Source organism: Ewingella sp. CoE-038-23 (assembly GCF_040419245.1).
GTDB classification, from domain to species: Bacteria; Pseudomonadota; Gammaproteobacteria; order Enterobacterales; family Enterobacteriaceae; genus Ewingella; species Ewingella allii.
In genome coordinates, this window is the sequence record NZ_JAZHOH010000001.1 from 1242870 (window position 1) to 1255619 (window position 12750).

A 12750-nucleotide genomic window follows, 5' to 3' on the forward strand; every position below is an offset into this window, starting at 1 on the left:
CAGAAATAGTTCGTTTATCAAACAATACCGGAGAGTCATTCAGGTGGAACAAAAGAAAATCTTCCCGCAGGAAAAAAGCGGCCTGCACCCGCGTAACCGCCACCGTAGCCGCTATGACTTCCCGGCCCTGATTGCCAGCAGCCCGGAGCTTGGCCCGTTCGTTTCTGAAAACAAATGGGGCGATTTGTCAGTAGACTTCGCCGATCCGCAGGCAGTCAAAGCGCTCAACCGCGCGCTGCTGCGTCACTTCTATCAGATTGAAAACTGGGATATCCCTGCTGATTATCTCTGCCCGCCAATCCCAGGCCGCGCGGATTACATTCACCATTTGGCTGATTTGCTGGCAAGCAGCAACAATGGCGAGATCCCGAAAGGCAAGGATCTGGCGATTTTGGATATCGGCGTGGGTGCCAACTGCATCTACCCAATCATTGGTTTGCGCGAATACGGATGGCGCTTTACTGCCAGTGAGATTGACGCCACTTCCATGGCCGCCGCCAAGAAGATTGTTGCTACCAACCCGCAGCTGACCAATCAGGTGCGTTTCCGCCTGCAGTCTAAGCCGCAGCGCATTTTCGATACCATTATTCGTCACGACGAGCGCTACGACGCGGTGCTGTGCAATCCGCCATTCCACGGTTCTGCCGAGGAAGCCGCAGGTAGCAGCCAGCGTAAACGCCAAAATCTTGGCCTCGATCGCCGCGCCGGAAACAAAGCTGAACTGAACTTCGGCGGCCAGCACAACGAGCTGTGGTGCGAAGGGGGCGAAGAAGCTTTCGTGGTGCGCATGGCGGAAGAGAGCGCCGAGAAGCGCACTAACTGCCTGTGGTTCACGGTCTTAGTGTCGAAGAAAACCACCTTGCCACTGCTGTATGAAGCTTTGGAAGAGCTGGAAGCGACGGACGTTCGCACCATAGAAATGACTCAGGGGAATAAAATCAGCCGCTTCGTGGCCTGGACTTTCCTCACCCCTTGGCAGCAAAAAAGCTGGGCAGGAAAGCGTTGGGGCTAATCTAACGCCTTGTTTCTTCCCCGCATTTAATTAGCCTGATACGGATTAATGTGTCAGGCTAAAAAAAATCCTAGCGACCCCTTCCTTTTTTAGTAGTTTAAATTATGATTAATTCATAATAAGAACAGTTCACTTTGTCACCAGTGAAATTATTCATCGCGTTAGGTTTTTACTTTTATCTTTTTTTCTAGCAGCCTCCCAATACACCGACCCAGGGCGAAGCTAAATGTAAATTTACAATCTTTGTAGATTTTAACGTTCAGCGCACGTGTTATTTCCTTATTCACGTAATCAGCCACAGGGTCTCTGCACTATGCAACTTTTCACTCATCAATTCAGCACGGCATGGCGTGATAAATTCTCTGCACTCTCGCAAGCCGTTCCCATGATCGTCTTCACCCCGCAGGGTATTGTTACCGAGGCAAATAGCCTATTTCTCAACACCATAGGTTATACCCGTGATGAGGTGGTTGGGCAGCCCCACAAGATATTCTGCACCCCGGAGTTCGTTGCCAGTGATGCTTATCGGCTGCACTGGCAAGGGCTACAGCAGGGCAAGTCTGTCAGCGGCAATATTAAACGCCTGCATAAAAACGGCTCTCTTATTTGGTTAGAAGCGACGTACGTCCCCGTTTTAAATAAACAAGGGAAGGTGGTTGAGATAATTAAAATAGCCAGTGATGTGACTGATCGTATTAACGAATCGCACGATCATCATGGCTTATTAGAAGCAATCGACCGCTCCATGGCTTTGATAACCTTTACCCCTGAAGGCAATATTCTTTCCGCCAATGCCAACTTTATAAAAGTCATGGGATATTCACTGAACCATATTCAGGGAAAATCCCACGCGATGTTTTGCCTGCCCGATTGGCGAGACTCCAACGATTACCGTTCACACTGGCAGCGCCTGAAAAAAGGTGAGTTTATCCTCGGCCGTTTCGAGCGAGTGAATAGCCGTGGGCAGAGCGTATGGCTGGAAGCCAGCTACAACCCGGTGATGGACGATGAAGGCAAAGTGGTGAAAGTGGTAAAAATCGCCCAAGACATCACGGTGCAAATGAACCAGCAGCGCCAGCAGGAAAATATGATGACTCACGTCCACGAGTTGTCGCTAAATACCGATAAAACGGCCGCGCAGGGCGTGACTATCGTGCAAAAAGCGGTAGAGGATATGCAGGAAGTTGAAGCACTTGCCAAGCGCACGGCGGACATTATCAGCCAGCTGGGTCAAACCTCTGAACGCATTGGTGAGATGGTCGATACCATACGCCGAATCTCTTCACAGACCAATTTATTGGCGATTAACGCCACTATCGAAGCTGCCCACGCCGGGGAACAGGGCCGCGGATTCGCCGTGGTAGCAGGCGAAGTCCGTTCGCTTGCCGACCAATCACGCAAAGCCGCCGTTGAAATTGATCAACTCACGCAAAGCATCCGCGACGGCGTGATGGCCGCCATCGACGGCATGGGGAACTGCGTGAGTCGCGCAGGTGGCGGAGTAACGCTAAGCCGCAACGCCGGTGAGGTCATCAATCAGGTGAATCTCGGCATGCAGGATTTGGTAAGGATGATGGCGGGAGTGGGGGCAAGCCCCAAAGCCCACTAATACCTCGTGTTGCCACACGATCTCAAGGTCAAAACCGTGGGCGTCGGCCAACACCTGCTTCTTAAATTCAAATTCAAAACCGTGGGCACCGGCCCACACCGGCAAGGGGGCGGCCAGTCGCCGCCGCCCCCTTGACCCCCGGGCTTTTCAACTGCGCGCTCCGCTCGCTGGGCGGACGTGTTTCAGGGATTTCTGTTATCCACCGCAAAATGTCGCCGCTTAGGCGGTGCCTTCGCTTCAGGCTTCGAGCCTTGGGTCTCGAACCGTTCGCTCAGCGCCATTTTTGACTGCGGTTTTGAGAAATCTCAACCGTACCGTTTCAGTGGAGTGCTGTTCTGCTCCTCCCCCTGGCAAGGGGGAGGCAGGGAGGGGGTATTGCCGAAAAAATCAGTGGTTTATGTGAGAAATGCCCCACCCCAACCATCCCCTAAATAGGGGAGGGAGCAAGGCAAAATAACTGAAATGGTACGGTCGAAATGCCAGCAGGTCGCGTTCAGAAGTGACGCCGAATGAATGGTTCGAGACCCAAGGCTCGAAGCCTGAAATTCGGGAACCGCCTAAGCGGCGGCACTTCGCGACGATCACTGAGGTAGCTGAAACACGTCCATCCCAACCCTGCGAAGCCTCGATCTACCAGCAACAAAAAAACGCAGGATTCCAAAGGGTTTCGTTTAAAACCCTTTGGGCCAGTTTGCGTGGCAACGCAAGGTTTTGGCGGTGTGGCGGCAGCGCACGGAAAAGTTTCTATGGCTTTTCAAAGCCATCCCCCACAGCTTTAGGAGGCTCCTCCGTAAACACCCTCATTGCTTGCTTCGGCATGCTAATCCCCGCCTTCTGGAAGTGGATCTTCACCAGCCGGTCAAGCGCATACTGCACGTTCCACTGCTCCAGCGCTTTAGTGCGGATCAGCACGCGGACGCTGAAGGACTGGTCGCCTAGCTCGACTACGCCCTGATAGATTGGCTCGCCGAGCAGGGAGCCTTTAACACTCTCATCCTGCTTCAAGGCTTCTACGGCTTCGGCCAGTACGGCATTGACCTGGTCGACATCTTCATCGCGGCCTACGCGGTAGCTGGCGCGGTATACGCCGAACTCGCGCTCGTAGTTCGACAGCGTGGTTATCGAAGAGTAAGGGACAATGTGGTACACGCCATAAATGTCGCGCAGGCCGATGGAGCGAATGGTCATGCGCTCCACCGTGCCGCTAATCCCCATTACCGTGACGTATTCCCCAGTATTCATCCCATTCTCGAACTGAATGAATACGCCGGTGATCACGTCTTTCACCAATGTCTGGGCACCGAAGCTGATGGCTAAGCCGAGTGCCCCAGCACCGGCAAGCAGGGGCGCGATGTTTAACCCTATTTGCGACAGCATGATCATAATGGTGATGGTGCAAATTACGATGGCCAGCACGTTGCGGAACAGCGTCAGCAGGGTGCGTTCGCGGGCGCTTGGGCGTGAGCCGTTACTCAGCTCCAGCGCCAGGCGGTGCTCGATAATACTGGCGAGCAGGGTCCATGACACGATGGCGAAGAACAGAATAAACAGAATATGGGTCACGCCACCCACCACTTGTTGCCCGCCCTCGGTGGCCAGCCAGTGGTGAAGATTGAATATCTGCCACGCATCCAGTAGGGAGAGGGTGACGGACAGTACCACCAGAACGCGGAGGATTTTCAGCCCGCTGGGAATATAGGAGTTGATGCGCTTTTGCAGCATCGGGTAGCGGCGGTTGATGTCATCGGGCAGGGTGATACGTTTTAAAATCCAGCGCGACAGCAGGCCGGAGATTAAGGCACCCAGCGCGATGATAATCAGGCTCTTCACCGTGGCGGCCATCATAAAGGTCAGGCTGCCAGCGAAGTCGAACTGCGACAGGAAGAACAGCACCAAAAAGTAGCTGACGGCCAAAATATGCCAAATATGGCCCAGCGTTCTCAAGATCACGCTGAAAAAGGCCATCGAGCGTTCGGCCAGCAGGTTGAATTCCTGATGAATATTTTTGCGATTGTGCAGAATCAGCCAGCTGGCGTAGAGAGTTAGAGCCAGCATCACGACAAAGTTCACCACGGCGGCGGCCGGGTAGTTAATCTGCGTGGCAACAATCGGCACGGCCACCATCAGAGCGTAACCAATCAGGCCGCTGACCCACGCCAGGCGGGTGTTCCAATAGCTGGCAGTCTTGTCGCGCAGCGGGAAGGGGCGCAGATAGTCGAAGTTGGGCGCGAAGAGTAAACGCAGTACCGCCTTGAAGAATTCAATTACCGCGAAGGCGCTGAGGAACAGCGCCTGCTGGCGAGCAATCAGCGCGCTGCCGCCATTCACATATTGAGTGAACAGGTTTCCGGCGGCCACGGTGAGCAGCAAAATGGCAATATCTATCGCAAAGGCACTCAGAATACTGGCAGGCAGTTGATACCAGTGCGCCTCTTTCAGACGAGCGTGGTGCCCCCATCGCCCCAGCCTTTTATACAGCGGGCTAACCAGAAAACGGATTAAGTGGAACAGGGCGAAGGTCACCACCACGGTCATCAGGAAATAGGAGAGCGCGTGAATAAAACGTTCGGCGTTGAAGGTGCGCTTTGGCCCGGAATCGATGGTTTCTTTGAGCTGCTCCACGCGCTGCATCACCTGTGAGGCATAGCGCTGGCTGGTGTCCACCAGACCATCAACCAGCGACACTTGCTCGGATTTTGGCTCGGCGGCGGGCTGTTGCTGCTCGCCAGACTGAGGCTTGGCGGCGTCGCGCAGGTGAGCAATCAGCTCGGCGCGAGATTTATCATCTTGCAAAATATCCGCCAGCGCAGCATAGGAGGCTTTCTGTTTATCAGCATCGCTGTTGGCAGCAGGCTGCGGGGCGGCGGCTTGTGTGGCGCTGCTGAACAGCGTCAACATCAGCATTAAGAAGGGCAAGACAAGCAATAAAGGGTTTTTATGTCTCTTGGATAATGGTCGTTGCGATAACGCGTTCCAGTCGTTATTCGGCATTGTTCCTCACTTTTAAAGCTGCGGTTTATCGATGGATCTCATACAAGGAGCCGTTGGTGTTACAACAGTGTAGGGAATTTATGTCGCAGAGGGGGAGAAAGGGGGTAAAAAAAACGGATATCCGAGGATATCCGTTTATTCATTGAGCTTTGGTTGAATCAGGAAACGTGCTGCAGGAACTCGCGCAGACGTTCGCTTGGCGGATTGTTCACCAAGTCAGCAGGTTTGCCATCTTCAGCAATGCGCCCTTTGTCGATGAAGATCAGGCGTGATGCCACTTTCTCGGCAAACCCAACTTCGTGGGTCACGATAACCATGGTCATGCCTTCGTCCGCAAGCTGCTTCATGACGGTCAGAACTTCATGACGCAGCTCTGGGTCCAGCGCCGAGGTTGGTTCATCAAACAGCATCAGCTTAGGTTTGACCGCCAGCGCACGGGCGATAGCCACGCGCTGTTGCTGACCACCGGAAAGCTCGGAAGGGTAGTGATGGGCGCGCTCGGACAGGCCGACCTTCGCCAGCAGCTCTTTTGCCAACTTGTTAGCTTCTTCCTTCTTCGCACCACGCACGCGGATCGGGCCAAAGGCCACGTTTTCCAGCGCGGTCATGTGCGGGAACAGGTAGAACTGTTGGAACACCATGCCCGCTTCTTGGCGGATCAGGCGCTCGTCGACTTTCGGATCATTGACCTTCAGGCCGTCGACAATCAGGTCGCCGGAGGTGATCTCTTCAAGCTTATTGATGCAGCGCAGCAGGGTAGATTTACCGGAGCCTGACGGCCCGATGATCACGACCACTTCACCCTGAGAAATCTGCAGATCGATGTCGTGGAGCACTTGGGTTTTACCAAAGTGTTTTGAGACGTTCTTAAATTCAATCATATAATTTTCAGTTTGCGTTCGAGGCGGCGCAGAACAAAGCTCAGAGCCAGCGTGATAATCAGATAAATAATGGCAACCGCACTCCAGATTTCCATCGCGCGGAAGTTACCGGCAATGATCTCCTGGCCCTGACGGGTCAGCTCGGCCACGCCGATAACGATGAACAGTGAGGTGTCCTTGATGCTGACGATCCACTGGTTGCCCAGCGGTGGCAGCATGCGACGCAGTGCCAGAGGCATGATGATGTAACGCAGCGTGTCACGACGCGAAAGACCCAGCGCCAGACCTGCTTCGCGAAAGCCGTTGTGAATCGACAACACGGCGCCACGAGTAATTTCAGCGATGTACGCACCGGAGTTGATGATGATAGTCACCACCGCGGCGGTAAAAGGATCGATACGTAAATCAGGAACCATCATTGGCAGGGCGAAGTAAATAAACATTACCTGCACGACAATCGGGGTACCGCGAATAAGCTCAATAAATACCAGTGCAATGTGGCTGCTGAACCAGCCGCCAAACGCGCGAGCAAAGCCCGCAATCACACCGATAATCAGACCGCCAACCAGACCGAGGACCGAGATCCACAGGGTCATCTTGGCGCCTTCGAGCAGGATTGGCAGAGCGGGCCAAATAACGCTCCAATCAAACTGCATGTAATCTCTCCAGATAAATCTATTACTTTTAACGCCTGCTCAGCCTGTTGTGCTGGCAGGCGTTAACTTCTCAATCACTTAACGTCTGTTGCGCGCAACAGATATTATTTTGGCTCGGTATCAAACCATTTTTTGTAGATTTTCGCGTAGGTGCCGTTCTCTTTAATGGTTTTCAGAGCGGCGTTGGCTTTTTCACGCAGGTCGCTGCCCTGTGGGAAAGCGATACCGTATTGCTGGCCAGCCAGCGAGTCACCCACGGCTTTGAACTGGCCGTTACCGGCAGTTTTGATGAAGTACAGGATGTTTGGCGTGTCGTGCATGACCGCGTCAGCGCGGCCAGTGCCCAGCTCCATGTAGGCGCTGTCGATGTTCGGGAACTGGCGCAGATCTTTGGTCTGTACGTTGGCTTTCATGTAGTCAACGGAGCTGGTGCCGCTCTTCACTGCCACAGTTTTCCCTTTCAGGTCAGCGACGCTTTTGATGCTGTCGTTGTCTTTCTTAACCATTACCATCAGGCCGCTGTTGTAGTAGCCGTCAGAGAAGTCGATCGCTTTCTTACGCTCAGGGGTGATGGTGATACCCGCCAGCGCCAGATCGATGTTGTGAGTTTGCAGAGCAGGAATGATACCGCCAAAGTCCATTGGTTTCAGTTCGTAGGAGACTTTCATCTCTTTGGCGACGGCGTCCCACAGGTCAATATCGAAACCGACATATTTATCGCCTTGTTTGAATTCAAAAGGAACGAATGCGGTGTCAGTAGCAACGATTAATTTTTTGTCTGCAGCGTGGGAGCTAACGGCAAAGGCCAGCGTCATCGCGGCCAGGGAAACTTTCAACAGTGACTTCATCAGTTAATTTCCTTTATACGTATTATGGGAACGGCATTTGTTGCGTCGATTTTAATGCAATTAGCGTGCCACAGAGCAAGTCGTATAGAATTCAGTGGGTTAATATCTTGCTGAACCGTTAAGGCTTGCTTAATAACTCAGATCGCACTTTTTTGGTGCGTCGTTACAAATTGACATGGATCGTTATGGTGCAACGGTTCATCATTAACCAATTGGCGGCTGTTAAACAATCGCTAATTAACAGTTACGCTGCGTTATTGCTATCAAACTCTAACTTTTACAACTAAGTTCTGAAACAGTTGCCTAATAATGAAGCAATCGGTTGCTTGCTGGGGGGTAAATATGGCGGAGAAAAGGGGCGGGGTGTGCCAATTTGGTGCAATGCAATTGTGAGGCGATATATAAGATATTACCGCAGCTGGCTATCTTTACTCCCGCGACGGTTATAACCCGCACTGGCCTGATGTTTTTTGTCGAGCGCTGTCTGGCAGGCAATGCAATATTGCACTCCAGGCAGGGCTTTGCGACGCGCCTCGGGAATAGGTTCGCCACATTCGTGACAGAATTCTGCACTTTCGCCGTGGCCCAGTGCCTGACGCGCGCGGTTTACAGCGTCTTCGACGGTTGAGTCAATTTGATCTTGAACGGCGCCGTCTTGTGCCCATCCACTTGCCATAAATCCTCCAAATCAATAGAAAACGGGCCAATGATTTTCACCATTGGCCCGTTACGTTCTTAAAGGCTAGAAGTTGATTAAGTCGAAAGCTGGACCCTGGCGTTATTCAATATTGGATTCAATGAACCACAGGAACTTATCCAGATCTCGTGATGCCGCAGTCAGAATATCTGCAGTATCTTCATCTTCTACTTTGGTTGCCGCTTTGCGTGTGTCGTTGGCAACTTGCCCATAACGATCGGCCAAGGCTTTAAGATGCTCTTGAACGGTGTGAATGTTAGTTGGGTAGCTTTTCAGCGGAGTTTTGTCATTAACCACTTGCACTGTACCCAGTGCTACACCACCTAATTGCACCACGCGTTCTGCGATGTTGTCTTGATGCTCAGTGATGGCAGTGCGGAAACCGTCCAACATTTCGTGAACTGCGATAAAGTTCGCGCCGCGCATGTTCCAGTGAGCTTGCTTAGTGATCAGCGACAGGTCGATGTATTCAGCTACCAAAGGGTTCAGCACTTTGATGGTGTCCAGCTTCACGCCTTCTTCAACATCATTACGTGTGTAGAGAAGCTCAGAAGATTTCGTTTTTACCAATTTAGCGGTACTCATAATAGATATCCTCTTTAGTTATCTTTAGTTTAAGCGTTATACGAATTCGGTATGGGAATAAGTATAGCAACCTTTTTACATTCTGCCTTAAATCATCAGCTATCAATGAAATCGTTAAAATCTAATGGTGATAGCCAGCGTTTTAATATTTTTTTCTCTGTGTGTGCCTCATGCTTTTTACATGACCAGATATACACAAAGATAATTAACGTCGCATTGTCTCGTTGCTGTTAAATACACTAGGGGCGAGCAGGGGTGATTTCAACCCTAAAATTTTATTTAAATCACAACTTATTGTTTTAAATGGATTTTAATGGTGATTATTTGCGATGTAGCAAACTGATAATATTTATCATTTACATTTCCATTGCAGTTTTATGAGATTTTTTAAGAGCTATCTTAATTATCCATTCAGTTTTACTTATCAGTGATAATAACCCCTAGTGACAGTTCGCCATTAGCCGGTGAATGGCGGAAAAGGAATTGGTAATATTTTATTTCACGGCTGAGTGAATATATTCTCAGCCGTGAAAGGAAAGGAGTGAAAAATTAATGGCGCGCGCTTTTACGGGCGATTAAAAATAGCCGTGGGAAGGCCAGAAGCACGCTGCGGTCGGCGCGTGGCAGGTAGACCTTCTCCAGCTCTTGCAGGTAGCTGGCGAGAAAAGCTTCTTGCTGGGTTTCATCCAGCGGAGCCAGGAAAGGCCGCAGCCCGGTGGCACTTAGCCAGTCGACAATCGCCTTGGCCGAAGGCATCACGTGGTAATAGGTGGTGCGCCAGATATCCACCAACGCCCCCTGACTTGCCAGCAAATCATAATATTGTTCGGTGGTGAGCAGCTGCTTGCGCGAGTTATCCACCCCGGCAATCGCATTCCTCCACTCCGGCTGGTCGGCCACCTTTTGCATTAACTGGTGCGAGGGCTGGGACAGGTTGTCCGGCATCTGCACGGCAAATACGCCTTCGGGCGCGAGCTGCTGCATCAGATGGGGGATCAGCTCGTCGTGCCCTGTCACCCACTGTAGTGAAGCATTGCCATAGATAATGTCTTGTGGCTGGGTCGGCTTCCATTCGCGAATATCCACCTTTTCAAAGCGGCAGGAAGGCAGGCGTTCGCGCGCTTTTTCTAGCATGGCTTGAGAAGTATCGAGGCCGGTAAGCAGGGCTTGAGGGTAGGCGTGTTGCAGCAGTTCGGTGCTATTCCCCGGCCCGCAGCCCAAGTCGGTGATGAATTTGGCGTTAGGATGCAGTACACGGGCAAGGAGTTCAGCGGCGGGGCGTGTGCGTTCGGCTTCGAATTGGCGGTAGAGATCAGGATTCCAGTCTTTCATGGCGGTTCCTTAACAGCGTAGTCGGGGTGTTGCCCATAATCCTAGACCGAGTTGATGACGCTGGCGAGTCAGAGCGCAAAGATAAAAAAACGCCGGGCAAGCCAAGCCGCCCGGCGAAAAATGATGAAGACTTCTTTTCAAGCTAGAGGGTACTGATTAAAGCGCAATCGCGCCGCTGTAGAGAACAGCGCCGGTCGGTTGCCCGGTTGGGGAGCCGCCCTGAGGTTCAAGGCTGATAGCCAGCGTCGAGCCGGGGTCAGGCATTCTTGCCGCCAGTGAAAGCTGGGTTGGCGACGCCACATTTAACAATCCGAGCGAGCGCGGTTTGCCGTCCGCCGGAATGGTCCACAATTCCAAGCTTCGGTCCTTGGCTATCTCCTGCAAATGCAGCGGAGTGAGGGTCAACCGGTTGGCGTCTTTATCTACGCTGACCACCCATTGTCCGCTTCCAGCGCTGCTGTTAGCCAAAATGGCCACTGGCGTGATAGGCGAAGGCTGCACCAGCAGCTTAGGTACCAGCAGTAATGCAGCCAGCCCCGCCGCCAGCGCCCAGCCAAGATAGCCGCGCCACGGCATTTTGCTTGGTGTTGGAGCGTTGTCGGTATGCTCCGCTGCCTGAGGCACAGGCCCCAGTTGCAGCTGAATGCGTTTCCACACTGATGACGGCGGGCTGACCGGCGTGAGCCTGTTGTCGAGCTGGGTAAAGGCTTCCTGCCAGCGAGCCACTTCGGCCTGCAGCGCCGAATCATTTTGCATGGCTATCTCAAACTGGCGGCGCGCCGCACCGCGTAAGGTCCCCAGCGCATATTCCGCCGACAGAGCGGCATGGTATTCCCGTCTGTTTTTCATAGGCCCACGCAGCTCTTTAAATGCTCAAGGGCGCGACGGATCCAGCTTTTGATCGTGCCAAGAGGTTGTTGTAAATGGTCTGAGACTTCGCCATGCGAAAGTCCCTGATAGTATGCCAGCACCAAACTTTGCCGCTGTTCATTCGGCAGGTGCGCCATGCAGTCGGCAAGCACTTTGGCCTCGGCGTTGTGCTGCAAATGGCGCAGCGGCTCGTCATTATCCTCGGACAGGCTCTGTTGCAGGCTGTCGTCCAGTTCATCAAGTTGGTTGTCGCTGCCGCGCATCCAGTCAATGGCGCGGTTACGCACGATATGGGTCAGCCAGGTCATCGGGGAACTGAGTGCGGCATTATAAGACGCAGCGCGATTCCACGCGGTGATAAAGCTGTCATGCAGTACCTCTTCGGCCCACGCGTGGCGTCGCAGCATGCGAAGCGCGACGGCAAACAGGCGCGGCGAAGTTAAACGGTACAGTTTTTCGAAGGCCTGACGATCCCCGCCAGCCATGGCGTGCATCAGGTCGCGCAGGGGATCCTCGGACGGATCCGGCATCGTTTTTATTGTTAAATTCTCATGCATTCGCCAGCCCCAAAACCGAAAGTGTGCAGTGGGATTTTTCGCCACTGCACCCAGTATAGACGGTTTTATTTCGGCATCAGCACGGTATCAATCACGTCGATCACGCCATTTTTCTGCTGCACATCATAGGTACTGATGTTGGCCACGTCGCCCTTGGCATCTTTCAACTGAATATTGTGCGGACCATTGCCAATCAGCCACAGCGCCTGACCATTCACGGTTTTCAGCTCGGCTTTACCGCCACCTTTTTTGATCAATTTCTCCAGATCTTTCATCTCATATTTCCCGGCCACCACGTGGTAGGTGAGGATGCTGGTCAGCGTGGCCTTGTTCTCCGGTTTTACCAGATTAGCCACAGTACCTGCTGGAAGCTTGTTAAAGGCGGCATCGGTGGGAGCAAACACGGTAAACGGCCCTTTGCTTTGCAGAGTATCTACCAGACCTGCGGCTTTCACTGCCGCCACCAACGTGGTGTGGTCTTTAGAGTTCACGGCGTTCTCGACGATATTTTTCGACGGGTACATGGCCGCGCCGCCCACCATGGTGGTGTCGGACATCATTGCTGCCATTGACGCGCTGCTGAAAAGAATCGAAGCACAGATTGCGGTACGAATAAGCGTTTTCATGATGTGGTCCTTTTAGGGTAAGTAGACAAGGTCTTGTCTCACATCTGTACATACGAACCAGGGCGGGATTTGGATGCAGAAAAATC

General features: G+C 52.6%; 12 protein-coding genes. 2 read left to right on the forward strand and 10 right to left on the reverse strand.

All coding sequences use genetic code 11. The features are described from left to right. Positions 1-43: 43 nt before the first annotated feature. Positions 44-1012, forward strand: a complete 969-nt coding sequence (rlmF, locus tag V2154_RS05995) for a 23S rRNA (adenine(1618)-N(6))-methyltransferase RlmF (protein WP_353501460.1) — start codon at positions 44-46, stop codon at positions 1010-1012. A gap of 313 nt (positions 1013-1325) precedes the next feature. Continuing rightward, entirely contained in the window at positions 1326-2621 is a 1296-nt protein-coding gene (locus V2154_RS06000) for a methyl-accepting chemotaxis protein (protein WP_353501461.1), read from the forward strand. A gap of 744 nt (positions 2622-3365) precedes the next feature. Here V2154_RS06000 and ybiO read toward each other — a convergent pair. The 10 genes from ybiO to V2154_RS06050 all read right to left on the reverse strand — a co-directional run bounded on the left by ybiO (position 3366) and on the right by V2154_RS06050 (position 12664). Beyond that, positions 3366-5525: a mechanosensitive channel protein gene (ybiO, locus tag V2154_RS06005; protein WP_353501462.1), complete on the reverse strand. Its 2160-nt coding sequence runs from the start codon at positions 5523-5525 to the stop codon at positions 3366-3368. A 245-nt stretch (positions 5526-5770) separates the two neighbouring features. Further along, positions 5771-6493: a glutamine ABC transporter ATP-binding protein GlnQ gene (gene glnQ / locus V2154_RS06010; RefSeq protein ID WP_353501463.1), complete on the reverse strand. Its 723-nt coding sequence runs from the start codon at positions 6491-6493 to the stop codon at positions 5771-5773. Continuing rightward, positions 6490-7149, reverse strand: a complete 660-nt coding sequence (gene glnP / locus V2154_RS06015; RefSeq protein ID WP_353501464.1) for a glutamine ABC transporter permease GlnP — start codon at positions 7147-7149, stop codon at positions 6490-6492. The genes glnQ and glnP overlap by 4 nt, the downstream gene beginning before the upstream one ends. 104 nt (positions 7150-7253) lie before the next feature. Beyond that, positions 7254-7997 carry a glutamine ABC transporter substrate-binding protein GlnH gene (gene glnH / locus V2154_RS06020; protein ID WP_034788847.1) on the reverse strand — a complete coding sequence of 248 codons (744 nt, stop codon included), beginning with the start codon at positions 7995-7997 and terminating at the stop codon, positions 7254-7256. 409 nt (positions 7998-8406) lie between these two features. Next, a complete protein-coding gene (locus V2154_RS06025; protein ID WP_353501465.1) occupies positions 8407-8673 on the reverse strand; it encodes a DksA/TraR family C4-type zinc finger protein in 267 nt (88 codons plus the stop codon). Between the two features lie 102 nt (positions 8674-8775). Beyond that, positions 8776-9279: a DNA starvation/stationary phase protection protein Dps gene (dps, locus tag V2154_RS06030; protein WP_034788867.1), complete on the reverse strand. Its 504-nt coding sequence runs from the start codon at positions 9277-9279 to the stop codon at positions 8776-8778. A 549-nt stretch (positions 9280-9828) separates the two neighbouring features. After that, positions 9829-10611 (reverse strand): trans-aconitate 2-methyltransferase, encoded by a 783-nt coding sequence (gene tam, locus V2154_RS06035; RefSeq protein ID WP_353501466.1) that lies wholly within the window; start codon positions 10609-10611, stop codon positions 9829-9831. Between the two features lie 156 nt (positions 10612-10767). Beyond that, positions 10768-11460, reverse strand: coding sequence for an anti-sigma factor (locus V2154_RS06040; RefSeq protein WP_353501467.1), 693 nt, complete (start codon positions 11458-11460; stop codon positions 10768-10770). Then, positions 11457-12038 (reverse strand): sigma-70 family RNA polymerase sigma factor, encoded by a 582-nt coding sequence (locus V2154_RS06045; protein WP_353501468.1) that lies wholly within the window; start codon positions 12036-12038, stop codon positions 11457-11459. Before V2154_RS06045 ends, V2154_RS06040 begins: the two co-directional genes overlap by 4 nt. A gap of 65 nt (positions 12039-12103) precedes the next feature. Further along, the gene (locus tag V2154_RS06050) at positions 12104-12664 is read right to left on the reverse strand and encodes a fasciclin domain-containing protein (RefSeq protein WP_353501469.1); all 561 of its coding nucleotides are present in this window, start codon (positions 12662-12664) and stop codon (positions 12104-12106) included. Positions 12665-12750: the final 86 nt, after the last annotated feature.

Coding starts and splice junctions, on each gene's coding strand:
- V2154_RS06025 (WP_353501465.1), bottom strand. CDS start 8,673: ATGGCAAGTGGATGGGCACAAGACGGCGCCGTTCAAGATCAAATTGAC.
- ybiO (WP_353501462.1), bottom strand. CDS start 5,525: ATGCTGATGTTGACGCTGTTCAGCAGCGCCACACAAGCCGCCGCCCCG.
- tam (WP_353501466.1), bottom strand. CDS start 10,611: ATGAAAGACTGGAATCCTGATCTCTACCGCCAATTCGAAGCCGAACGC.
- V2154_RS06000 (WP_353501461.1), top strand. CDS start 1,326: ATGCAACTTTTCACTCATCAATTCAGCACGGCATGGCGTGATAAATTC.
- dps (WP_034788867.1), bottom strand. CDS start 9,279: ATGAGTACCGCTAAATTGGTAAAAACGAAATCTTCTGAGCTTCTCTAC.
- glnP (WP_353501464.1), bottom strand. CDS start 7,149: ATGCAGTTTGATTGGAGCGTTATTTGGCCCGCTCTGCCAATCCTGCTC.
- V2154_RS06045 (WP_353501468.1), bottom strand. CDS start 12,038: ATGCATGAGAATTTAACAATAAAAACGATGCCGGATCCGTCCGAGGAT.
- glnQ (WP_353501463.1), bottom strand. CDS start 6,493: ATGATTGAATTTAAGAACGTCTCAAAACACTTTGGTAAAACCCAAGTG.
- V2154_RS06050 (WP_353501469.1), bottom strand. CDS start 12,664: ATGAAAACGCTTATTCGTACCGCAATCTGTGCTTCGATTCTTTTCAGC.
- glnH (WP_034788847.1), bottom strand. CDS start 7,997: ATGAAGTCACTGTTGAAAGTTTCCCTGGCCGCGATGACGCTGGCCTTT.
- V2154_RS06040 (WP_353501467.1), bottom strand. CDS start 11,460: ATGAAAAACAGACGGGAATACCATGCCGCTCTGTCGGCGGAATATGCG.